The organism is Saccharospirillaceae bacterium (assembly GCA_022448365.1).
In the GTDB taxonomy this organism is placed as follows: Bacteria; Pseudomonadota; Gammaproteobacteria; order Pseudomonadales; family Oceanobacteraceae; genus Bacterioplanoides.
On the sequence record JAKVCS010000001.1, the window covers coordinates 1 to 23,676 of the forward strand.

Below are 23,676 nucleotides of genomic sequence, written 5' to 3' on the forward strand. Positions count from 1 at the left end.
GTGGCATCCCCAAGGGGATTCGAACCCCTGTTACCGCCGTGAAAGGGCGGTGTCCTAGGCCTCTAGACGATGGGGACGTCTCAATCAAGGAGCGCGAATATTAGAGAGAGTCGGCCCTCGCGTCAACCCCTACAAATAAAAAAAATCCAACTACACTAAGGACATAGCTAACAATAGAACTCCCGGGATGGGGAAATAATGTCGACCATGGCTCTGATCATTCTTGCCGTTTTTACCGCCATATCTGCCACTCTGGCCCTGTGGTTGATTCGCTGGCGGGAACAACAAAGATTACAGCGTGCAAGAGCGTCGGTTGAGCTGATCGACTTTATCAACCTGCAACATAAACTGGCAGATAGACTGAACCCGTGGCTAAGCGGTGAATCGTTCAATTGGCTGTGTCGAATGATCTCGCAAGCAGGCATGGATCTGGCGCACATTGGCTTGCCTATAAACAGCAAGGTAAAGCGCGTTATCCAACAAACTTCAGATTGGCTTGAATCCCCGCCCTACCTTAAGGCACACCTTCCTGAGGATGAACCCAAGGCCAAACAACTCCGAAAATCAATCCAACAGCAAATCGAGCTGATTAAGGCATGCTACAAAAAAAGAATGATTGACCAACAGAAAGCCAGTCGACTGCTGAATGAGTTGCGCCTGCTGAACGTAAATCTCGTTACGACCGTATTCTTTTCGCAGGCCAAGGCTGCCATCAGCATGAACAATCCCGCCAAGGCTGAACTTCAGCTCAATAAATTACTAAAAACGCTGAGGGCAATTCGAAACCCTAACGAAGATCAACGGAAGCTTGAGGCTGAAGCCCAAACGATGCTGCAGAACCTTGCGCCCCGCCCTACAATTGCAGTCAACAAACTGGCCGATGCCGCCGAACAATTAGCCGAGGAACAAGAGTCGTGGAAGAAGAAACACTTCTAACAACGACCATAAAGGTATTATCGCCATAGCTTTAACCAAGAGCGTATCTTATCGCGCAGACCAATGGCCTCATTGACATCAAACCCATGGCTACAAGCCAATTGGATCGGCACACTCGCCGCACGATCTCTCAAAGCAATACCGGCTTCGCTCAGCATCACCAACACCACGCGCTCGTCCTGCTCAGATCGCTGTCGCGTTAACAAGCCGTTTGACTCCATTCGTTTCAGCAGCGGCGTAATCGTGCCGGTATCGAGCATCAACTGCTGACAAAGGTGCTTAACCGATACCGGTAAGCGCTGCTCCTCGTAGTCCTGCCACAGCACCAGCATCACCAGATATTGCGGATAGGTTAGCCCCAAAGGTTTAAGGAGCGGCTGATACGCCTGGGTAATCTGACGAGACAAACTATAAACCGAGAAGCAGAGCTGGTTATCCAAATGCAACTGAGGAAGTTTCTTGATGGTCACACGATGGGTCTTTTATTGCGGAAATTGGAAGTTAGCATTAATCAACCCGGCTAAGTGCGGGTTGATTAGAATCATCAGAAATCAGGCCAGCGCCGCTTCAATGTCAGCTTTCATGTCCTCTGGCTTTGTCGTCGGCGCATAACGCTTCAGGACCTGGCCTTCTTTATTCACCAAAAATTTGGTGAAGTTCCATTTAATGCCTTGGGTACCCATCACACCAGGCGCTGCCTTCTTAAGATCATCGTAAAGTGGCGCAGCATTCTCACCATTCACGTCGATTTTAGAAAACATTGGGAAAGATACACCGTAGTTCTTCTGGCAAAAGGCGCCAATTTCACTGGCATCACCCTGCTCTTGCTTACCGAACTGGTTGCACGGAAAACCCAATATCACCAGACCTTTCTCTTTATACTCCTGATAGATGGATTCCAGACCTTCGTATTGCGGTGTAAATCCGCACTTACTGGCCGTATTAACAATCAACACGACACTGCCTTGATAGTCAGCCAGGTCTTGCATTTCGCCACTTAACAATGGCATTTCGTAATTCAGTACGCTCATCCGGAAGTCCTCACCTTATGTATTTTGCACACTTATATTGCACACAATATATATCATTAAAGAAAACCTCAAGAAGGCATTCACGACAACGACCATGGCATAAACGCCACCAGGTCGTAGCCCACCTAACTATCTTCTGGGTTAAGTCGAATAGACGCTGAGTTAATGCAGTAGCGCAACCCGGTCGGCGCTGGACCATCCGTAAAAACATGGCCGAGATGGGCATCGCAATGCTGGCAAACCACCTCCGTTCGCACCATAAAATGCGAGGTATCCTGGCGCTCTTCGATCACCTGCTCACTGGCAGGCTGAAAAAAGCTGGGCCAACCGCATCCGGAGTCATACTTTGCATCCGAGAAGAACAACACCTCACCACAACACACACAGGTGTAACTGCCCTTCTGTTTGCAATCAAAGTATTTCCCGGTGAACGCACGCTCAGTGCCAGCCTCACGGGTAATATGATAGGTCTCCGGATCGAGCTCTTTGCGCCACTCTTCGGGGCTTTTATTTAATTTTTTCACGATATGCCCTATTTCGTACCTGCCTGTGTAAGCGTATTATACTGCCTTTCGATTTTTTGAAGCTATTTCAATCTTTTAGAGCTTAACGAGGCAAAGCGGTTCCATGCAGGAAATTAAGAAGTCCAACAAACTGGCCAATGTGTTTTACGACATTCGTGGACCCGTTCTGCATGCCGCGAAAAAACTGGAAGAAGAAGGTCATCGGATCCTCAAACTTAACATCGGCAACCCCAAGCCATTCGGTCTCGATGCGCCGGAGGAAATCATTCAGGACGTAATTTATAACCTACCGGATTCAGAAGGCTACAGCGATTCCAAAGGTTTGTTTTCAGCCCGCAAAGCCATTATGCAATACGCACAACAGAAGAATATTGCCAACGTTGCGATCGAAGACATCATCGTTGGTAATGGTGTCAGCGAGCTGATCGTTATGTGTATGCAAGGCCTATTGAACAATGGCGACGAAGTACTGGTTCCATCGCCGGACTATCCGTTATGGACCGGTGCAGTCAGCCTCGCGGGTGGCAAGGCCGTACATTACACCTGCGATGAAGGTTCAGACTGGTTCCCCGACCTTGATGATATGCGAGCAAAAATCAGTGACAAGACGCGGGCAATGGTGCTGATCAATCCAAACAATCCGACCGGTGCAGTGTACTCCGACGAGATGCTTAAGCAGATGCTGGAAATCGCCCGTCAAAACAATCTGATCGTGTTTTCTGACGAGATCTACGACAAGATCCTGTTCGACGGCGAAACACATACATCAACCGCATCACTTGCAGATGATTTGCTGATTATTACCTTCAATGGCCTATCTAAAAACTACCGACTGGCAGGCTTTCGCGCAGGTTGGATGATCATCAGTGGTGCAAAGCACCTGGCCAAGGATTATATCGAAGGCCTGGAAATGCTGGCCTCAATGCGACTGTGCTCCAACGTACCAGCCATGCATGCCATTCAAACCGCGCTGGGTGGTTATCAAAGCATTAATGACCTGGTCGCCCCAGGCGGTCGTATTTGCCAGCAACGTGATATCGCCTGGGAAACATTGAACAATATTGACGGCGTAAGTTGTGTAAAACCGAAAGGCGCACTCTATTGCTTCCCGAAAATGGACACCAGGAAGTTTAACATCCGCAACGATGAGCGCATGGTACTCGACTTATTAGAGCAGCAAAAGATTCTGATTGTTCACGGCACAGCCTTTAACTGGGCCTACCCGGATCATTTCCGGGTTGTGTTCCTGCCGCGCCCGGAAGACCTGACGGCAGCCATGGAACGTATGGAAGTGTTTTTCAATAACTACCGTCAGCTGTAATCAACAACAGACAAGGTAACAATCGTGCTTGATGTCCATATCGATGATTTTTACAAAGATTGTGCCGTGGTTTTGTTGCAAGGTTTTCGCAATTTTCCACGAGCACAAACGCTGTTTATCGAGGATATTTCCGGGCCGGATGATGTGGATGAATTTGGATTACATTCGCCGCGCCACCAAGCAGCCTTTGGCGCGGTCATTTGGTTGAAGGATGAGGGGTTTATCCGCTTCAGTGAAATGGATGGTCAAAAGTCAGTCGATGATTTTATTCTTACCAGCCGATCATTCGCCCGCTTATTAAAACCCGATCCCAGCAACGATGGCGCTACCATTCTGGATACCATTGAATACGCGCGCCTGCAGGGAGACTCTCTGTTATTGGGTCATGTATTACGGGACCATTTCTTGTTTTTGTAGCAACAAAAGCTCTCAGCCAGTAGGATACACAGGGCTTCTTTTACACTTACTTACCGATAAAAAAGCTGCAGCCGTGTTGCTTTTGTGTAAAATAAGAATCCTTCTCATTCAGGACATTTTGGAGCCACCCATGCGTTTCGCTTCTTTTGTAGCCGCGGGTATCGTAGCCACACTTTCCTTACCTGCTGCGGCTACCGATCAGGTAAATATTTATTCATTTCGCCAGCCATTCCTGATTGAACCTATTTTAAAAGAGTTCACTGCCGAAACCGGCATCAAAACCAAGGTTGTTTTTGCAAAAAAAGGACTGATTCAACGCCTGAAGCGTGAAGGTGAACTGTCGCCTGCTGACATCGTATTAACCTCTAATTTCTCAAAATTGTTACAACTGAAAGACGAGAAACTGACCCAGCCCTACAAACTCAGCACTCAACTGGAAAAAAATATTCCAGCCAGGTTCCGTGATACCGGTAATCAGTGGTTGGCATTAACACAGCGCGTCCGTAACGTTTATTCGTCAAAAGAGCGCGCTGGCGATCAAAGCAAAATTCAGTATGAAGATTTAGCAAAAGCCGAGTTTAAAGGAAAGATCTGTACCCGTAGCGGTAAACACCCATACAACCTTGGGTTAATTGCATCGATGATTGCGCACCACGGCGAAGCAGAAACGGAAAATTGGTTGCGTGGTGTTAAAGCCAACCTGGCGCGTAAGCCACAAGGCAACGATCGTGCACAAGTGAAAGCCATCAAAGAAGGCCTGTGCGATGTTTCACTGGGCAACAGTTATTACCTGGGCAAAATGCTGCAGGACAAAAATCAAATTGCCTGGGCCGAAGCAGTCAATCTGAATTTCCCGAACCAGACCAACCGTGGTTCTCACATCAACGTATCAGGCGCTGTTATTGCGGCACACGCACCACACAAAGCAGAAGCACAGAAACTGTTGAACTTCCTGTCGGGCGACAAAGCACAAAAGCTGTACGCAGAACTGAATATGGAATACCCGGTCAAACCTGGCGTTCCGGCTTCCGAACTTGTTCGAAGCTGGGGCAAATTCAAAGCTGATGAACTGCCATTGGTTAAGATCGCAGAAAATCGCAAAGCCGCACTGAAACTGGTCGATAAAGTGGGTTTTGATCTGTAATCCATTTCGATCTGGTGTCGTTTCGACATATAATCGCGGTTTTAGCTGACACCTCGAATGTATGAAATCGGCATCCATACCAGCCAGCAAATCTGAACAGAGCCCGCAAACAGCGGGCTCTGGTGTTTCAGTCGGGAGCTCTCTACTGGCAAATCTGCAGCGTCCGGCCAGCTTACTCATCAGCATTCTGCTGTTTATGCCGGTTGTTGCTCTCATACTGGAATCGCTGCTGGATTTCGGACGAAGTAACAACGACAGTACTTTTGCCGAACTCGCCGATACAGTATTAGTCAGCTACACCATCAACAGTGTATTAGTGGTGTCTGGCGCCGTTATTTTTGCTGCGATGCTCGCTATACTTCCGGCATGGTGGTGTTCTCATTACGAATTTAAGGGACGTCGCCTGCTCCAGTGGGCACTGGTTTTTCCACTGGCGATTCCCGCTTATATTTCGGCGTATATTTATACCGAATTATTCGACTATGCGGGCCCTATCCAAACCGCAATGAGGGCAATATTTGCCTGGCAGTCACCGCAAGACTATTGGTTCCCTGATATCCGCAGCCGATGGGGCGCTAGCCTGATGTTAGCTTTGGCGCTCTACCCTTATATTTATTTATTGTTGCGTAATGCATTCAGTCGTCGCTCAGAAAATCTGGCAAACGCGGCCAGACTGATGGGCGCCAGTCGCCACCGGATCTTTTTCTCAATTGAGTTACCTTTGGTACGCCCTGCGCTTGTCATTGGTTGCACACTGGTCGCAATGGAGTCACTGGCCGACTACGGCACGGTTCATCTGTTTGCCATCAGTACTTTAACCACCGCTATATACGACAGCTGGCTGGTCTATGGCAGCCTCACGACAGCCGCTAAAATCTCGTGTCTGATGTTATTGTTTGTAGTCATTCTGGTCAGTGCAGAAAAATACAACCGACGTCGGCAACGATTCTTTGAAGGGCGTAATCAGAAGCTGGAAGCGACCAGACAATCCGCGGGACTCAAAAAAACCCTGATAATCTGGGGTGTTTGTGCTGTTATTGTGATTGCTGGTTTTGTCTACCCTGTGGTCACTCTGATCGGCTACACATCGACGTATCTTTCCGAAAATCTCAGTGGGAATCTCTGGCAGCACAGCCAGAGTACTTTTATACTTGCTGCCTGTGCGGCGTTAATCGCAACCGCCATTGCGTTGCTGTTCAATAGCCAGGTTCGCTTTCAACCGTCACCGATCAATCGCAATGTACTGGCCATCTCATCCCTTGGCTACGCCCTACCCGGAACCGTATTGGCCATCGGATTATTAATACCACTCACTCAGGCCGATCTTGGACTCAACCGGTTATTGGTCAGTTGGGATATGGATCGGCTGGGCCTGATATTTTCAGGAACAAGCTTTGCGCTAATTCTCGCTTTTGTCATTCGATTCGCAGCAATTTCCAATGGCAGTATTCAGGCCGCCTACCAGCAAATACCCGTTAACCTTGATTCGGCGGCGCAAATATTGGGTTCCAACCGAGGACGAACATTTCAGAAAATCCACTGGCCGCTGCTCAAACCTGCGATCATTTCGGCGCTGCTATTGGTATTTATCGAATGCGTAAAAGAGCTGCCAGCATCACTGCTGTTAAGGCCGTTTGATTTCGAGACCCTGGCCACTTTCGTTTTTCAATATGCCTCAGATGAACATCTGGAACATGCAGCTTTGGCCGCCCTGCTAATTGTGGCTGTGAGCCTACTGCCTATCGCTTTATTATCCCGAACCCAGAAAATGGACTAATTATGAAAGCTCTGAGTGCACACAACCTGAACCTGTCGTTTGCCAACACTCAGGTGCTGAAGAATTTCAGCCTCGAACTGCAACAAGGAGAAATTCTTTGCTTACTGGGCCCCAGTGGTTGTGGAAAAACAACGGCATTAAAAACGATTGCCGGGTTACTTCCATCTGATAATGGCAGAATTGAGTTATTTGGAAATACGGTGGTCGACGAGCGCTTTAATCTGCCACCGCAACAGCGCCAAATAGGATTTATTTTCCAGGACTATGCATTATTCCCGCACATGACAGTGGCCAAAAATATTGCTTATGGTTTGACGTCCTTGGCGAAAGAGGAGCAACTGCAACGAATTCGCGATGTATTGACTCTGGTGGAGTTACCGCTACTGGAAAACCGCTATCCGCACGAGTTATCGGGTGGTCAGCAACAACGTATTGCGCTGGCACGTGCATTAGCAAATAAACCCAAGCTGCTATTAATGGACGAGCCATTTTCGAACGTTGATACTCAAGTCAAGCGGCGCATGATGGCTGAATTGCGAGCACTATTGAAACAAGCAGGTATCAGTGTGATTTTTGTCACGCACGCAAAAGATGAAGCATTTGCCTTCGCTGATAAAACCGCAGTGATGATTAACGGTGCACTGCAACAGTGTGACACACCTGCTCAGGTGTTTAATAATCCGGCCAATCTGAATGTCGCGCATTTTATGGAAGCAGGCAATTTATGTCCGCAGCATTACCTCGATCAGATCTTTGTTACTCAATCGCTGCAAGGCATTAAGGATATAACAGGAACAGCCTTGTTTAAGCGCCACCTGCTTTCCGTACATCCGACACACAATGGCAATGGTATGGTTAGTGATATCCAATTTACCGGACGCGGCCACTTAATATCGATTGAATTTCCACAATTCAGTATCGACAACTGGCAAGCCGAATGTGACGAACAGCCTGCGGTCAGCATCGGAGACAAGGTATCTCTCAGCTACCGGGACAAACCCGTTATTCTTAACGGATGTCCGGACGAACAAACAATATAAGCCTGACTCAGAAAATACCAGAAGAATGAAACCCGAAATAACAACCCCCAGCCAGCAGCTGGGGGTTGTAGTCCTTTCTGTACCCTTAAATGGTGTTACTCAGGGTTTGATATCGTTAGATCAGAATTCTAAACGCGCAGAAAGATAAGTAGTTCGTGGCTCACCCACATTGATCCGGAAAGCATTAATAGAGGCTGGGTAATATTCCTTATCCTCCAGGTTTTTAACCCCGGCCTGCAACCGTATACGTGAGGTGTCACCCAGTGATAAATAGTACCAGCTGGCAACATCCAGTAAGGTATAACCCGGCAGTTCAAAACTGTTATTATCATCGCCTTGACGATCACCGACGTACTCGGCACCGAGGCCAAATCCTAAACCTGCCATCTTGCCATCCTGAAACTCATAAGACCCCCAGGCGCGTCCTTTCTGCTGTGGAACACTCTTTGGACGATTTCCTTCATTGTCTACATTATCGTTATTATCATTAACAATACGGGCGTCCATATGTGTAATGCTGGCCAATACATTTAAGCCAGGAACAAATTGCATCGTGGCACTCAATTCAACGCCTTTTGTTTCTTCTTTACCGTTAAGATTAGAAACGAAGTTATTGTCAACCGACCAGACATTTTCGCGAGTGAGGTGGTATACAGAACCTAATAGTCGCAGTTTATCGTCCAGCATTGACGACTTAACGCCTAATTCGTACTGATTAGCTTCTTCCGGTGCCAGATTTTCTTCCTTAAGACCTTCAGTAGCTGATAAATTCGGGTAGTTCGGTAAAAACGATTCGGAGTACGAAGCATAGACTGACGTTCCTGCTTTGATTTGATACAGCAAACCCAACTGTCCACTGATATTGTCGTTCTTACTTTTCAACTGGCGCTTGTCAGTGTCTGCCAAGGGTGCGTATGTACCGGCGGCTGGGCCATCGGCAAAATACACATCAGAATCCCGTTTCAACTCAAAGTTGTCATAGCGTAGGCCAGTCAACAGCGTCATATCATCCGTAAGATAACTCAGATTTTGTATCGAGAATCCGTATTCGGTGTGTTTATCGAATTCATCATTCAGTGTTTTTTGCTCACGCTTTTCGTAAGCAGGACGCACTTCATCATAAATATTAATAGTATTGAGATCGAGTGCATACAAAGTGACCGTAGGTGGTGCCAGAGCGCCTGTGATGTCCTGCAAGGCAATCCCATTACGCTTGTCCAGCTCACGCTTAGTGTAATTCACACCAACATATAAGGTGTTGTTGACACCGCCGAGTTCAAAATCACCACTCAGACTGTCAGAGAAGAATAAATCGCTTTCTTTCACATCGACGTTGGTGTCAGCCGTTCGCACCAAAAGCCCATTTGCCTGGACCGATTGACTGTTTCGCAGCTGAATTAATTCCAGCAAGTTCCTCGGTACTCCATTTAAACCAAAGGTCGGGCGCGCCTGGTAATCATCAAACTGCTTTTCGGCATAGCTGACTTTAAAGCGATTAATCCAGCCAGAACGAAATTCATGATCGAAGTCGAAAGAAGCACGTTTTTCGATGCTATCGCGGGTACTGAATTCACTGCCTAAACGGCGATCACGTGGTATATCAGCAATCTCAGTATTGCCATTGCCGTCATTAAATGCCACGGTACCGCGATCAATAGGTGCTGTTTTATCGCTGTGACTCAGACTCAGAGTAAAGGTGTTATAACTGTCCGGGGTATAGCTGATTGACGGTGCAATCAGACGGTTTTTGGTTTTGGCTTCAGTGGTTCCGTCCTCAGTTTTTACCTCACGGAAAGACCCCGAATTTTCGTCAGAGATTACAACGCGATATTGAACATCATCCGTTACTGAGCCGGTTGAATCAGCCGTGATTTTTTGCCTTCCCTGATCATCCAGCATCGCCTGAATCATGTGAGCACTGTCGCGCTGTGGTTTTTTGGTGACGATGTTGATCAGTCCACCCGGACTCACCTGACCATGTAAAACCGATGCCGGACCACTTACTACTTCCAAACGTTCCACCACAGCAACATCAACACGGCTGCGGGCGCTGACCGGACTGCCATCGACAAATAAGTGATTGTTGTCCATACCGCGGATAAACACTTCGTCCTGAGCGCCGCCAAAACCATCGGAACGACTAACGCTCGCCGCATTAACCAGAACGTCGGTAATACGTTCGGCGTTCTGATCCAGAATCAGCTGCTCAGGCAGTACCTGAACAGAACGGGGCAACAAATCAACATCGGTTTCGAAACCGCTGGCGGAGTCGGCGCGATCGTATTCGTAACGACTTAACAAGGTTCCGCGGACGGTGACATCATCCAATTCATACTCAACCACCTCACGACTGGAAATAGTATAACTGCCATCATCCTGCTGCTGAGCTACCAGTCCGGTATCCTGCAGCAATAACGCCACAGCCCCACTGAAACTGTAGCGCCCGGTTAAACCATTACTTTGCTTGCCCGTCGTTAATTCAGGCGAATAGGATAATAGAACACCGGCCTGCTGACCGAGTTGGTTCAGCGCATTCTCTAACGAACCGGCGGCAATATTAAATTGCTGGGTATCGCTGGCGGTAGCTTTATCAGGAGCAGTTTCAGCCATGACATTGGTGGGAATGACCAGACAGCCTAATGCTGTCAGCAGCATGCTTTTAGCAACAGCAAGGGCCAGTTTTGATTTGACCGCGGACGATGCGGGTAAAGATTGATGCGCCATGAATATCAGATCCTCAAGGGTTACGTACATGGAAAATAGTGAAGAAAACGACTTCCTTTGCTATCCATGTCCCGTGAGAATCAAAAACAGACCACTTTTTTCGAAAAAAATAATCAGGCGGGTTGAGCAGTCACGAAGTACCGGGTCATATACTGCATTTTCACCGGCAGCACATTTTCCAGCGCAGAGAGGATGCGGTCGGTGTTTTCGAGCGGATAGCTGCCCGAGACTTTCAGATCGGCTATTTGCGCGGCACAACGCAATGTGCCGCGACGATAGCGGCTGACTTCCGCAAGAAAATCCTCCAATCGCATACTGCTCACCACCAACATCCCACGTCGCCAGGCCAGAGCGTTTGACTCGACCTCCGATCGATTGAGCAACTGCGAGCCTTTTAATATCAGCTGCTCGCCAGCTTCTGCAGCCGTTAACAGCTGCGGAGCACCAGACACTGCGGTGGAAGAACCGGATTGAGAGGGAATAAATATCTCGACCCGTCCCGCAAGAACACTAAGGCGACACTGCCGGTTATGCTGATAAAGCGAAAATTCAGCCTCGTAACCCCGTATTGAACAGTTCAGCGCCTCAGCCGTTATATTCAGTTCAGTTGAGGCAGCCGGTGCTTGGCCAGCAGACAACAAAATTTCACCATCCACCAGGTGCACGGCTGCGGACTGCCCTGACTGTTTCAGGTTAACCGCCGAGTCGGTATTAAGAGTTACCTTATGACCCGCAAAAGTCAGCGTCTTTTGTTCACCGACGGCAGTACGATGATCGGCTTTCCAGATACGCCATGGCAATTGCTCTGCTGCAAGCCAGCTTCCAGATCCGCAAAATAACAACAGCGTCAGAGCTTTCACCGAATCACGACGAGATACCGTATTATCCTGCAGAATAACATCCTGAATCAGGGATTGGCCGCCGAGCTGACTCAGGTTAGAAAACTGATTATTGGTCTGCTGTATATGACGCCACGCTTGGGCATTATCGGGGTGTTGCTGGCACCAATCCGCAACCTGACGAAGAACGGCTTCTGGATTATCGCCGGTTTGCACTTCCACCATATATTCGACGGCTTGCATCGCAACCGCTTCATCAACGTCTGGCGGACTGGCTAGATCACGACTCATGATTCCTCATGGCCGATGGCGAAATAACACCGTGCACTGGCACGCACCAAATGGCGCTTTACTGTGGTAACTGATATATCAAGCCTTTTAGCGATGTCTGCCTGTTTTAAACCATCCAGCTGGGCATAAAGAAACGTCTGTTTAACCACAGCCGGAAGCCCTTCCAGCAAACGATCAATGTGAAGCAGGGTCTCAAACAAAATCGCGCGCTCTTCTTCGGATGGCGCAAAGCTCTCCGGTACCTGCGCCAGCGCCTGCAAATAAGCCTGCTCTAGCTGATCTCGCCGCCAATGATTTGCCAATACCCGCTTGGCAATGGTGGTCAGAAATGCTCTGGGCTCCTGCAATGCCAGCATTTGCTGTTTGTTAACCACACGAACAAAGGTATCCTGACTCAGATCCGCAGCCTGATGGTGACATCCTAATTTGCTGCTCAACCAGGACAAAAGCCACGGTTGATGGTCGCTGTACAATTGATGAAGCTGCTGATTAATAGACGCTTGAGCATAATCAGAACCGGATAAATCAGCTGATGACATAATCCCCTCTTATCATGCTAACGGCTTAATAGATACGAATGGTTCGCATTATAGGGATTTACTAAGAGGGTTCAATAGGCTTTACCAACGTGCTAACTGTCTTTGGTAGCACGCTGACACGTTTCGGAAAGTCCAGAATTAAGGCCCCATCCAGTTATTTTCCCAGCTGCGCCTGAGCGCCTTTGCGGATGAAGAATCGTTGTCGGACTGAATGGTTTGGTTGGGTGCCCGATCGAATTGATGGCTTAATGCTAAAACCGACAAAACTGCCATTAAAATAAAGAATATCAGTGCTTTCATTTTCACCTCCAGGTTGGTTTACCCAGAGTATCGAATACCCGCGACTCGGCGCTTGTATAAAATTGCTTTAACGCGACTGAACAGTTATTTCTCCCTTAATTCAACATAGGTTAAAGAAAAATCAATCCAGTACAGACTTTTGATATTGCTTCGGTGTCATGCCATAAATCGGTTTAAAACGTCGATTAAAATGACTTAAATCGGAAAAACCAAAATCAAAAACAACGTCATCAAGATCAGTACCGCTCTGTAGCGCCGATCTTGCCGCATTTATTTTGCAGCTGATAATATATTGATGCGGCGTAATACCAAACTGACTACGAAACAGCCGTAAGAAATGATATTTTGACATACCAATCGCATTACCAACATCATCCAGTGTGATATCGGCACGAACGTGATCCTGAATAAACTCTTTGGCTTTTATCAGCAATTGGTCCGCTTTACGCACCACCTGATTAGGCACAAATTCTTGTTGATAAGCCGCCATCCGGGCACACATTTGATACAACCAATAATCCAGTATCAAGGCATCGTTACTTTGCTGTGAAATCAGCTGGCTGAGCCGTAACACTGAGTCGCGTAATAAAGCATCACCAAGCACGTTATCGCCGACCCGAAAGCTATCAACCTGTCTGACACCGGCAGCTTCGAGCATCCTGCTTAACTGTTGCGGATGGATGTATAACATGTCGTAAAGCAGTGTATTGCCGGCTTCGCCATGGCCATCATGCACTTGCTCTGGATTAAACAGCACGATGTTACCCGGTTCGCTGCGCTGCAAAGAGCCACTGCTATTGAAATGCTGCAATCCCTGACGGGTCAAACCAATAGAGAGTTCTTCATGCGCGTGTTTGTCATAGCTGAAATCATTAATTTCAGCGCGCAGCATGGTCACATCCTTAAGATGTTTGCTGCGTTGATACTGAAACTGATTGTCCGTTTTCATGGCCATGACCGATGTTTATGTGACCACCCCAGCTTAACCCGAATCGCCTGACTGAACTTGGACAATATTGCGGTTTTCTCCAGTCGAAGCGTTACAATGCAGACACCGCGACTCTGTGAGCCATTTTTAAAGAATAATTTATGTGCCAAATCCTGATTCAGACACTGTGCCAGCAATGGGAAAAAGACCAGCGGGGAGAACCGTTCGCTGCGTTACGCAACCAAGTACCGGCCGCAGCTCTGGTAAACCCGGCAAAGCTGAAACTGTCAGATATAGATAACGGTATAAGATTGATATTGGAACGGCGTGGTGAAAATCGGTCCACCTCTGTTTACCCGACCGGTCGGTTCGAATTTGGATCTGTCACGGAGATAGGCACGCAACTCGACCGATTGCTTATATACCACGATCAACCAGGCTGGATTTGCTGGCGGTTAAACGGTGAATTCAAACAGTGGAATCTGGCGGATGGTTGGGCAGCACTGGAATACCAACACCGATATCGTGTTGAGGAATTGCAAGACGGCAACCCAGTCATTTACTGGCTGTACGAACGCATCGTAATAAACGTTGCAGTACTCGATAGCGACGCAAAGCTGGATAACAACACGACTAACAACTGCCCCGCGCTGAGTAGTTTTCTATCACCACCGGGGCTGCTTGTCTCTCTTCCTGATCAGTTCTGACGCCAATGACTGAACAACGGCGTCCCCGCCCCGATCAATCTGTCAGCGTTTTTGCATGAAAACGCAGATGGTCATCAATGAATGATGCAATAAAATAATAACTATGGTCGTAACCCTCGTGCTGACGCAAGGTCAGTGGGTAGGATACTTTATCAGCAACCTGTTGCAGAACCTCGGGTTTTAACTGCTCCAGCAGGAAGTTATCCGCCAACCCCTGATCCACCAGCAATGATGGATAAGCGCTAATATCAGTAATACATGACATCAGCTCACAGGCATCGTATTGCTTCCAATCCTGGCGATTATCGCCGAGATAGGCTGTGAAGGCTTTTTCTCCCCAAGGGCAATTAACCGGATTAGTTATCGGACTGAAAGCGGAAACTGAGGTGTATTGGTCAGGGTTTTTCAAAGCAATCGTGATTGCGCCATGCCCCCCCATTGAATGTCCGAAAATCGCTTTTTTATCGGTTACCGGAAAATTCGCTTCAATCACCCGCGGTAATTCTTCAACAATATATTGATACATATTGAAGTGTGTTTGCCATGGATGTTCCGTTGCATTGAGGTAAAAACCGGCGCCTTGACCAAGATCATACCCATCGGCATCGGCAATTTTAACGCCATGCAAGTCGTTGCCCTCATCGCCGCGCGGACTGGTGTCTGGTGCAACAATGACCATACCCAGCTCAGCCGCCAGCTTTTGCGCACCGGCTTTTTGCATAAAGTTCTCGTCGGTGCAGGTCAAACCGGATAACCAGTATAGAACCGGTACTTTTGCTTCATTCGCTTTAGGTGGCAGAAAAATAGCAAAACGCATTTTGCACTGGGTGCTCATTGCATCGTGGCTATATTGCTTATGCCAGCCACCAAAACTTTTATTCTGAGAAATCAGTTCAATACTCATGGTATTTTCTCTTTTTTTAAATTTTCTCAACCAGTCTGTAGAAAGCGTTTCAGAGGGAGCTAATACAAAGGCAAAGCCGGAATCAAATACGCAGTTTACAACTATAAATGGGGATTTGAGTCCGACTTTAACCAAGCATAAGCAACGCAGTTAGTTTTCTACATTCGGTTAAAAATGGATAACCGTACGAATGCTTTTACCTTCATGCATCAGATCGAAAGCATCATTAATACCATCAAGAGCCATGGTATGGGTAATAAAGTCGCTTAACTTGAATTCACCTGCCAGGTAGCGCTCTACATAATCCGGTAATTCACTACGACCTTTAACACCGCCAAAAGCCGTGCCCCGCCATACGCGACCGGTGACCAGTTGGAACGGACGGGTAGAGATTTCCTGACCTGCACCGGCAACACCGATAATGACCGATTCGCCCCACCCTTTATGACAGCATTCCAATGCACTGCGCATTACATCAACATTACCGATGCACTCGAACGAATAATCAACACCACCATCCGTCAATTCAACAATCACTTCCTGAATAGGTTTGTCGAAGTTCTTCGGGTTAATGCAGTCAGTCGCACCCAACTGTTTCGCCAGTTCAAACTTACTTTCGTTAATATCAATGGCAATAATACGGCTGGCTTTGGCCATGGCTGCGCCAATGACCGCACTTAAACCAATCCCCCCCATACCAAAGATGGCAACGGTATCACCTTCCTGTACTTTGGCGGTATTGATCACTGCACCCATTCCTGTAGTAACACCACAACCCAGCAAACACACCTCTTCCAGCGGCGCTGTTTTGTTCACTTTTGCCAGAGAAATTTCTGGTAGCACGGTGTATTCGGAAAAGGTTGAGCAACCCATGTAGTGATAAATCGGCTCTCCGTTAATGGAGAAGCGGCTGGTGCCATCCGGCATCAGGCCTCTGCCCTGGGTTTCACGGATTTTCTGACAGAGGTTGGTTTTACCAGATTCACAAAACTTACACTCACCACATTCCGGGGTGTATAGCGGAATAACGTGATCACCAACAGCAACACTGGTGACCCCTTCGCCGATGGACTCAACAATACCTCCGCCTTCATGGCCAAGAATGGCCGGAAAAATGCCTTCCGGATCATCCCCAGACAGAGTAAACGCATCGGTGTGACAAACACCGGAAGCGATAATTTTTACGCGCACTTCACCCGGCTTGGGCGGAGCTACTTCAACTTGTTCCATTTTTAACGGTTCACCGGCAGCCCAGGCGACCGCTGCACGGCAGGTAATAGGTTTGGCGCTCATAAGGTTGTCCTTTCAGGATCTGATTTTAATAAAGCCGGAGTTTCCCCAGACGATGATTCCATCCTACATTAGCTATTACACTGTGATAATAGCTATAATCTAAAATCACTATTACATCTGAGTAATAATAAACAGTAACCGTATCAGGGCCTATCATGTCTTATATACCTCGTTGGGAAGGCATCGCAGAGTTCGTCTGTGTGGTTGAAACTGGCAGCTTTACCGCGGCCTCAAAGCGACTGGCGATTTCTACCGCGCAGGTGAGCCGTCAGGTAAGTAGCCTGGAGCAACGTATTGGCATACAACTGTTGCACCGCACTACCCGAAAAGTGACGATTACTGAGCAAGGCAAGCGTTATTATCAGAGTTGCCGCCAGCTGCTGGATGGTCTTGAGAGTGCAGAAAACAGCCTGCAAGAGTTGCAAACCGTTCCCAAAGGCAAGATCCGCTTAACCGCTCCCATTACCTTTGGTGAACGTCTGTTGATGCCCCTGATTAATGACTTCCAGCAGCAATATCCGCAACTGAGTTTTGAAGTCGAACTCACCAACGCCCGACTCGATATTGTTGATGCCGGATTCGATTTGGCCATCCGCCTGGGACGTTTGCAGGACAGCCGTTTAAGGGCACGTAAACTCGCCAGCCGCCAGGTATATACCTGTGCTTCCCGACAGTACATTGAGCAGTTTGGCCAACCCCACAGTTTATCCGAACTGAAACACCACAACTGTTTACTGGGATCCTTGGAACACTGGCGTTTTAATGATCAAACTGGCGAAAAAGAAGTCAAAGTCGCCGGCAGTCTGCGGTGTAACAGCGGCGTTTCCCTTATCGACGCAGCACAAAAATACGGTGGCATTGTTCAATTACCGGCAGAATACGTAAGCCAGGGACTGGCTGACGGTTCGCTGGTGGAAGTATTGCGAGGTTACCGCCCACAGGCTGAGGGCATCTGGGGTTTGTACCCAGACAGCCGCTGGACACCCCCTAAAGTGGCACTATTGCTCGACTACTTTGAAGAGCACCTTGCCTAACTGTGTGAAACATCTTCAGGCGAAAATACGCTGTGCCCAAACGGTTAAACCGGCGGCCACACTGCCAAAGTGATCGCCATCGACCACCGGGATATCACCCAGCCTGCGCTCAATTGCCTGACGAACGACCGGTGATTGTCCGGTGCCTCCGGTAACATAGATACAGTCTGGTAGGCACTGGCCCTGGGCTAAAGCTTCGTCCATCAGCGCCACCATTTTTGCAACGGGACGTTCAACTGCCTCGGCATAAGCCGTTCGATCAATAACACAGGTTAAATCCGCTTCAGCATAATCCAGATCCAGCTCAATACGCTCCGCAGCAGACAGTTCAATTTTTCCCTGTTCAGCACTGCGCACAAGATGATGATTCTGACGCTCCTGGCGCAGACGCACAAAACGGCGAATCAGATCAGGCTCAGCGTTATCACGTACCAGCTGATCGAGATATAATCCGGTTTCCAGACTGTTAAAATCAGCCTGGGCACTGACATCATTCGTGGCAACCGCGTTAAAGAATGTTTGTTTCGGTACGGGTTTGCCGGTTTTCATCAGCGACTCTGAACCAAACAACGGCAACAGCTGCTTCGACGCCAGTTGGATATCCAGATCGTTACCACCAACCCGCTCACCGCTATGGCCAAGAAAATCGTTACGGCGGTCACTGTTACCACGATAATCGGGTCCCATGCGCACCAAAGCACAATCCGTGGTACCACCACCTACGTCCACCACCAGCACCGTTTGATTCTGCTGTAAGCCCTGTTCATAATGCAGGCCCGCAGCTATTGGCTCGTATAAAAACTCAACCTGATTAAAGCCGGCGCGTCTTGCCGCCACTGCCAGAATAGCCAGTGCCTGCTGGTTGCTTTGTTCAGCATTCAGGCCCTGAAAGTTCACTGGGCGACCAATCACGGTATGAGTAATTTCTTCTCCCAGTGCCATTTGTGCCTGACGCTTTACGTTCTGCATCATGGCAGTAACGATATCTTCAAAAAATCCCAGCTGTTGAGGTTGTAAGCCGCTGGCACCCAGGAAGGATTTTGGTGACTTAACGAAATACCCATCTTCGGGCCAATCGAAGTACTGCTGAAAGGCATCGCGGCCAAAAAACAGGCTTTGTTCCTCTGCCTCAAACCCCTCCTCAGATCGCACCCGACGAGCCTGAGCGAGATTAGCCCGACGCAAATCAATGAAGCTCCGTTGCTCCGTCGAATCTTGAATATTGTGACCGACAAATTCACAAATCAATTCTCGCGACAAGGCATACAACGCTGACGGCACAAACGCCTTCCCCTGCTCAAGAGGTAGCAGAGAAACGGTCTTCTGATCATCGGCCATTACACCTAATGCACAATTAGAAGTGCCATAATCAAACCCGGAGATCATTCATTCACCGCCACAAACGCTCAGTATAAAAAGGGCGCGGACAGTACCACAGCATGGATGATTTACCAATCTCAGTTATCTTCCTTGCAGATCTGGAGCGCAGCGATGTACTCATCATAAAATGTTAAATCTGGTAAAAAACGTTTCGTTAACTTGAATGCAAATCCTGGCTTGTTACTCTGAAGCCGTGTCAGGGGTGTATTTTTCAATGGTCAAAGTGTTTCAGTTAGTCAGTCTTTTGATTGCGATGTTTTTTCCCCTCATATCAGCTGCTGAATCCACACAAAATCGCTCCTTCGGTCCAAAAATACTTCAACTGAATAACCAGCAGCAAGCTATCCCCCCGCTGATCAAAGCAAATCATCCTCCAGCCGTCGTGGAATTAGGCAAAAAATTGTTTTACGACAAGTTGCTGTCCCAGAACAAACAACAAAGCTGTAGTGGTTGCCACAGACCAGATCACGGTTTTGCCGATGATCGCGATTTCTCACCAAACACTCAAGGCGGTGTTATTCCGGTGAACACCCCCGGCTTGGCCTACAGCACGTTATTGCAATATCAGAACTGGGCAGGCCAGCTGCCTTCACTTGAAGCTCAGTTGGATGTCGTGGTCGAAAACCCCAATGTGATGAACTTACCGTGGCCGGAACTCATCAGACGTTTAAAACTCCATTCAGACTACCCCGCTCTTTTCCGGCGAGCAGGCTACTCTGACATCACCAAAACCACCATAACCGATGCAATTGTGACCTATGAAAAATCGCTCGCGGTACCTTCTCGGTTTGATGCATTTCTACACGGTGACAGCAATCAGCTGAGCTCCCAGGAGCAACAAGGATTTCGTAAGTTTAAAAACTTTGGCTGCATCAGCTGCCATCAGGGAACAGCATTGGGGGGCAACTTAAGACAGAAATTCGATCACTCGCAGGACTGTTTTACCAATGACTACCACTGGCGCAAACGCGACCTGGGTTATTTCAATTTTACCAACCACCCTGGAGACAAATACTACTTCCGGGTGCCCACTCTGCGTAATGTTGCGCTAACCGCTCCTTATTTTCACGATGCATCGGCAAAAACGCTGGAACAAGCGATTCAGGTGATGTTCCGCCATCAATTGGCGATTGAAGCCAAACCCGAAGACATCAGCGATATTGCAGCTTTTCTGGGTAGTCTGACCGGAATACAATATGAATCGGAGTAATGTCCCGCTTATTGTAATCGCAGCCGTGTTTCTATCATTCCCACTACTTTGGCTATACCAGTACAACGGCAGCAGCGCGATCATGCTCGACAAAGAAAAGTCGATGGCGTTAACTACATTGCGACAACATCATGCCATTTTATCAGAGCGGGTATTGAGCGTTCGCAGCGGCTTTGAACAGAACTTTGATGCCCTGGCAAGCGGCCAACAAAAAGCCAGTATGGGCTTGAATGACTTATCATCCAGCCTCGATAAAACCCAGTTCAAAGCAAAAGCGCTGCTTGAGCAACTAAAACATCATCATCAACAGCGTCTTATTGCGGTTGAACGGTTCAAATCGCTGCACGCGAAATTAACTAACTCTCTGCGTTACCTGCCAGGCGTACAATACAACCTGTTATTGCAAAGTGACCTAACCCTGCTGCAAAAACGCCAAATAAGTCAATTATCACTGTTATTAATCAGTAGTCACAGCTACTCCGATCCAGACGACTATCAGAAGCTGAACACGTTATTACTCGATATTGAACACCTTTCACAGAAAAAAGACGTTCCTCTGTTGGATAGCTTCGTACTACACAGTAAACAATTAATACAACTAAGACAGTATGAAAGTGAAATTCTGCAAAAAATAATCAGCAACCCAATCGGCGATTTTTTCGCCAAGTTAAACGATCAGCTTACTCAGGATCATGATCAGAATATTATTGCCGCCGAGCGCTTTAAGTACTTTCTGGTTTTTTATTCTGGCGCATTGATTATTCTGGTGCTGATATTTTTGATCAATCGCTATCAACTTAATCAACACCTGAAGCGCCACAAATACTTGAGTGAAAAAGATCAGCTGACTGGATTAAATAATCGTCGCTATTTTATCGAACAGCTGGAACGCAGTATTCAACAGGGAAAAGACTCTTTTGGCGCACTGATTTTTATTGATCTGGATGGATTTAAAGCAATTAATGACCGATTTGGCCACAGCATTGGCGACAAAGTATTACGACGTCTGGCAAACCGTTTGTCAGACTATTGCGACACAATCGGTGAACGGCGCAGTACAATCCCAGACATTGAGATAACCCTTGCCAGACTCGGTGGAGATGAATTCGTTATTCTGCTATCGGATATGGATGCGGACACCGCGGAACAGCAGGTTGCTGATATTTGTAAGAACATATTGAAATTATTGAGTCAGCCAATATCCGATAGATATCACAACCACTCACTGTCGGGCAGTTTGGGCGTCGCCTTCTTCCCTGATGATGGCACTAGTGTTGTGGACATCATGCACGCCGCAGACAAAGCTATGTATTACTCTAAGGAGCATGGAAAAAACACTTACAACTTATATCACCCGGACATGGCATACACCGACAAAAAATGATCCAATAACAAGAGCAAAAAACAGTACAACAGGTAGCGGATGGAAAACCAAAAGGATACTTTAGAAGCCGACATTAATTTCGCCTGTTGAAATTTATATACCCGAAAATTCAGCCATAGCCAGCGACTGTTAATGGCTAAAATTCCGAATAAATACACCTCATCTGCCATACCGGTCACATAAGGCATCAGACTCGCTGCGACCGTTAACCAACTATAGAGCCATACCTGCAGTTGCGTAAATTGAATTCCATGGGTCACCGGTAACATAGGAACACCAGCCTGACGATATTCTTCGCAGCGATAAATAGCCAGAGCCCAGAAGTGAGCGGGAGTCCAGGCAAATATAATCAACACCAGTAAAATTGCATCTGCGGATACCGAACCCGTTACTGCAGTCCACCCCAACAGAGGTGGTGCAGCCCCGGCAAGACCACCAATAGTAATATTCTGAGGCGTCGCATGTTTCAGAAATGCGGTATAAATAACGGCATAGCCAACCAATGCTGCAGATGTTAATAGTGCCGTTAAGATATTCACTTCAAATGTCAACACAGCAAATCCCAGTAACGTCAGAAGCCAGGCGTAAAGCAGTGCTTGCCAGCTCTGTAATCTATCGCGTACTAAAGGTCGCTGTCGTGTACGCGCCATTAAGCGGTCAAACCGTCGATCAAGAACATGATTAAATGCCGCAGCCCCCATAGACATCAGGCCAATGCCGAGCAGCCCGTAAAATACCGGAAATATCGAAGGTATCGCCGGTTTGGCCATCAACATACCAGCCAGGGCACAAACCAGCATTACCAGCACAACCCGCGGCTTACCCAGCGTCCAGTAGTCAGAAAAACGGACTGGTTCGGATATCGCTAAACTCTGTGTCTTAAACCCCATAACCTACCCCTTTTTGCTGAATCTTTTGTTTTATGGAGCCATTGAGCACACCGTCCGACCTGACAGTCCCTCTCACCATGCCTTGATAGCCCGCAACAAACAGACAAACCCAGAGTGCGACAGCAACACTCGTATGCAGTAAGGCCACCGACAACGGCAGTGAAAAATGGACTAAAGCAACAGCGACCACGAGCTGAAAAATGTACAAAGTCAAAGCAATGCTGGTGAACTTCTTTGTTGCCGCAGGACTGCACCGTTGCTGGCGCCATAGCAGCAACAGACTCAGCCCAAGTACAATCGCTCCGGAGCGATGTACCAAATGAATGCCAGTACGTGCCGATGCTTCAAGCTGACCGTACAGATAATCCGGTCCTATTTCTTGGCTTAAATGGAAACCCTGTGAAAAATCTGCGTCAGGCCACCATTCACCGTTACATTGAGGAAAACCGATACAGCCCACACCGGCATAATTACTGGAGGTCCAACCACCCAGAGCGATTTGTCCAACTAACGCAACACAGGCAAAAATATAGAGCAAATTTAACGGAGATTTTTTGCCTGCCACGCGTATTTCTTTTCGCTTTTTGCTACTAATAAGTGCCAACCAGCAAAACAGCGTCAGGCAGAGAATTCCACCCAATAAATGCAACGTAACGACTACCGGCCAGAGTTTCAGAGTCACGGTTAACATTCCGAAAAGCCCCTGAACACCAACCGCGATGAATGTCACTAAAGATGGAATCATGAGTGCCGGGGTTGCAGTTCGATAACGATAGGCCATCACAACCAATGCGGTTGCAATGATGCCAAGAAAACCAGCCACATACCGGTGTATCATTTCAATCCAGGCTTTAATTGGCTCCAATGGCTGAGGTGAAAATAAGGCTGCTTCCTGTACATTGGGAACAATGAATTTACCATAACAACCCGGCCAATCAGGGCATCCTAATCCAGCATCCATAAGTCGTGTTGCCACGCCAAGAATTATTACAATCACCGCCATAATCGCAGCACCGAACGCCGACCGATGAAACCACAATGTGTTGTTTGTCATGTGTTCACT

General features: G+C 47.8%; 23 protein-coding genes and 1 tRNA gene. 10 read left to right on the forward strand and 14 right to left on the reverse strand.

The features are described from left to right. Position 1: 1 nt before the first annotated feature. Positions 2 to 77 (reverse strand) — tRNA-Glu (locus tag MK185_00005). A 130-nt stretch (positions 78 to 207) separates the two neighbouring features. Here MK185_00005 and MK185_00010 point away from each other — a divergent pair. Further along, the gene (locus MK185_00010) at positions 208 to 936 is read left to right on the forward strand and encodes a hypothetical protein (protein ID MCH2039006.1); all 729 of its coding nucleotides are present in this window, start codon (positions 208 to 210) and stop codon (positions 934 to 936) included. Positions 937 to 953: 17 nt separating this feature from the next. On the opposite strand, the gene MK185_00015 is transcribed toward MK185_00010, so the two are convergent. From MK185_00015 to msrB, 3 genes are all read right to left on the reverse strand, one after another. After that, the gene (locus MK185_00015) at positions 954 to 1,406 is read right to left on the reverse strand and encodes a MarR family transcriptional regulator (GenBank protein ID MCH2039007.1); all 453 of its coding nucleotides are present in this window, start codon (positions 1,404 to 1,406) and stop codon (positions 954 to 956) included. A gap of 81 nt (positions 1,407 to 1,487) precedes the next feature. Further along, the gene (locus MK185_00020; protein ID MCH2039008.1) at positions 1,488 to 1,967 is read right to left on the reverse strand and encodes a glutathione peroxidase; all 480 of its coding nucleotides are present in this window, start codon (positions 1,965 to 1,967) and stop codon (positions 1,488 to 1,490) included. A gap of 125 nt (positions 1,968 to 2,092) precedes the next feature. Then, positions 2,093 to 2,491 (reverse strand): peptide-methionine (R)-S-oxide reductase MsrB, encoded by a 399-nt coding sequence (gene msrB, locus MK185_00025; GenBank protein MCH2039009.1) that lies wholly within the window; start codon positions 2,489 to 2,491, stop codon positions 2,093 to 2,095. Between the two features lie 103 nt (positions 2,492 to 2,594). On the opposite strand from msrB, the gene MK185_00030 reads away from it, so the two are divergent. The 5 genes from MK185_00030 to MK185_00050 all read left to right on the forward strand — a co-directional run bounded on the left by MK185_00030 (position 2,595) and on the right by MK185_00050 (position 8,190). Then, on the forward strand, positions 2,595 to 3,812 hold the full coding sequence (locus MK185_00030; protein MCH2039010.1) for a pyridoxal phosphate-dependent aminotransferase: 1,218 nt from the start codon (positions 2,595 to 2,597) through the stop codon (positions 3,810 to 3,812). Between the two features lie 24 nt (positions 3,813 to 3,836). Continuing rightward, positions 3,837 to 4,229, forward strand: coding sequence for a hypothetical protein (locus tag MK185_00035; protein MCH2039011.1), 393 nt, complete (start codon positions 3,837 to 3,839; stop codon positions 4,227 to 4,229). A gap of 130 nt (positions 4,230 to 4,359) precedes the next feature. Beyond that, the gene (locus MK185_00040) at positions 4,360 to 5,373 is read left to right on the forward strand and encodes an extracellular solute-binding protein (protein MCH2039012.1); all 1,014 of its coding nucleotides are present in this window, start codon (positions 4,360 to 4,362) and stop codon (positions 5,371 to 5,373) included. A gap of 61 nt (positions 5,374 to 5,434) precedes the next feature. Next, positions 5,435 to 7,150, forward strand: a complete 1,716-nt coding sequence (locus MK185_00045) for an iron ABC transporter permease (GenBank protein ID MCH2039013.1) — start codon at positions 5,435 to 5,437, stop codon at positions 7,148 to 7,150. A gap of 2 nt (positions 7,151 to 7,152) precedes the next feature. Beyond that, positions 7,153 to 8,190 carry an ABC transporter ATP-binding protein gene (locus MK185_00050; GenBank protein ID MCH2039014.1) on the forward strand — a complete coding sequence of 346 codons (1,038 nt, stop codon included), beginning with the start codon at positions 7,153 to 7,155 and terminating at the stop codon, positions 8,188 to 8,190. Between the two features lie 120 nt (positions 8,191 to 8,310). Here MK185_00050 and MK185_00055 read toward each other — a convergent pair whose 3' ends face one another. The 5 genes from MK185_00055 to MK185_00075 all read right to left on the reverse strand — a co-directional run bounded on the left by MK185_00055 (position 8,311) and on the right by MK185_00075 (position 13,832). Beyond that, the gene (locus MK185_00055) at positions 8,311 to 10,914 is read right to left on the reverse strand and encodes a TonB-dependent receptor (GenBank protein ID MCH2039015.1); all 2,604 of its coding nucleotides are present in this window, start codon (positions 10,912 to 10,914) and stop codon (positions 8,311 to 8,313) included. Between the two features lie 113 nt (positions 10,915 to 11,027). Next, entirely contained in the window at positions 11,028 to 12,044 is a 1,017-nt protein-coding gene (locus tag MK185_00060) for a FecR domain-containing protein (GenBank protein ID MCH2039016.1), read from the reverse strand. Further along, the gene (locus MK185_00065) at positions 12,041 to 12,583 is read right to left on the reverse strand and encodes a sigma-70 family RNA polymerase sigma factor (GenBank protein MCH2039017.1); all 543 of its coding nucleotides are present in this window, start codon (positions 12,581 to 12,583) and stop codon (positions 12,041 to 12,043) included. The genes MK185_00060 and MK185_00065 overlap by 4 nt, the downstream gene beginning before the upstream one ends. 138 nt (positions 12,584 to 12,721) lie before the next feature. Continuing rightward, positions 12,722 to 12,883 carry a hypothetical protein gene (locus MK185_00070; GenBank protein MCH2039018.1) on the reverse strand — a complete coding sequence of 54 codons (162 nt, stop codon included), beginning with the start codon at positions 12,881 to 12,883 and terminating at the stop codon, positions 12,722 to 12,724. 121 nt (positions 12,884 to 13,004) lie between these two features. Then, positions 13,005 to 13,832 (reverse strand): AraC family transcriptional regulator, encoded by an 828-nt coding sequence (locus MK185_00075; GenBank protein MCH2039019.1) that lies wholly within the window; start codon positions 13,830 to 13,832, stop codon positions 13,005 to 13,007. Positions 13,833 to 13,972: 140 nt separating this feature from the next. Here MK185_00075 and MK185_00080 point away from each other — a divergent pair, with 140 nt between their 5' ends. Then, positions 13,973 to 14,518 carry a hypothetical protein gene (locus tag MK185_00080; protein ID MCH2039020.1) on the forward strand — a complete coding sequence of 182 codons (546 nt, stop codon included), beginning with the start codon at positions 13,973 to 13,975 and terminating at the stop codon, positions 14,516 to 14,518. A gap of 34 nt (positions 14,519 to 14,552) precedes the next feature. Here the strand turns inward: MK185_00080 and fghA are convergent, their stop codons facing one another. Beyond that, positions 14,553 to 15,416 carry an S-formylglutathione hydrolase gene (gene fghA / locus MK185_00085; protein MCH2039021.1) on the reverse strand — a complete coding sequence of 288 codons (864 nt, stop codon included), beginning with the start codon at positions 15,414 to 15,416 and terminating at the stop codon, positions 14,553 to 14,555. Between the two features lie 174 nt (positions 15,417 to 15,590). Further along, positions 15,591 to 16,700 (reverse strand): S-(hydroxymethyl)glutathione dehydrogenase/class III alcohol dehydrogenase, encoded by a 1,110-nt coding sequence (locus MK185_00090; protein ID MCH2039022.1) that lies wholly within the window; start codon positions 16,698 to 16,700, stop codon positions 15,591 to 15,593. Positions 16,701 to 16,870: 170 nt separating this feature from the next. Between MK185_00090 and MK185_00095 the strand changes: the two genes are divergently transcribed. Next, positions 16,871 to 17,749: a LysR family transcriptional regulator gene (locus MK185_00095; GenBank protein MCH2039023.1), complete on the forward strand. Its 879-nt coding sequence runs from the start codon at positions 16,871 to 16,873 to the stop codon at positions 17,747 to 17,749. A 15-nt stretch (positions 17,750 to 17,764) separates the two neighbouring features. Here the strand turns inward: MK185_00095 and yegD are convergent, their stop codons facing one another. After that, the gene (gene yegD / locus MK185_00100; GenBank protein MCH2039024.1) at positions 17,765 to 19,135 is read right to left on the reverse strand and encodes a molecular chaperone; all 1,371 of its coding nucleotides are present in this window, start codon (positions 19,133 to 19,135) and stop codon (positions 17,765 to 17,767) included. A gap of 394 nt (positions 19,136 to 19,529) precedes the next feature. On the opposite strand from yegD, the gene MK185_00105 reads away from it, so the two are divergent. Both MK185_00105 and MK185_00110 read left to right on the forward strand, forming a co-directional pair. Further along, a complete protein-coding gene (locus MK185_00105) occupies positions 19,530 to 20,339 on the forward strand; it encodes a c-type cytochrome (protein MCH2039025.1) in 810 nt (269 codons plus the stop codon). Next, positions 20,326 to 21,723 (forward strand): diguanylate cyclase, encoded by a 1,398-nt coding sequence (locus MK185_00110; GenBank protein MCH2039026.1) that lies wholly within the window; start codon positions 20,326 to 20,328, stop codon positions 21,721 to 21,723. The genes MK185_00105 and MK185_00110 overlap by 14 nt, the downstream gene beginning before the upstream one ends. On the opposite strand, the gene cyoE is transcribed toward MK185_00110, so the two are convergent. After that, a complete protein-coding gene (gene cyoE, locus MK185_00115) occupies positions 21,690 to 22,613 on the reverse strand; it encodes a heme o synthase (GenBank protein MCH2039027.1) in 924 nt (307 codons plus the stop codon). The two genes, MK185_00110 and cyoE, sit on opposite strands and share 34 nt — an antisense overlap. Continuing rightward, complete coding sequence (locus tag MK185_00120) at positions 22,603 to 23,667, reverse strand: COX15/CtaA family protein (GenBank protein MCH2039028.1); 1,065 nt, start codon at positions 23,665 to 23,667, stop codon at positions 22,603 to 22,605. The genes cyoE and MK185_00120 overlap by 11 nt, the downstream gene beginning before the upstream one ends. Between the last annotated feature and the right edge of the window lie 9 nt (positions 23,668 to 23,676).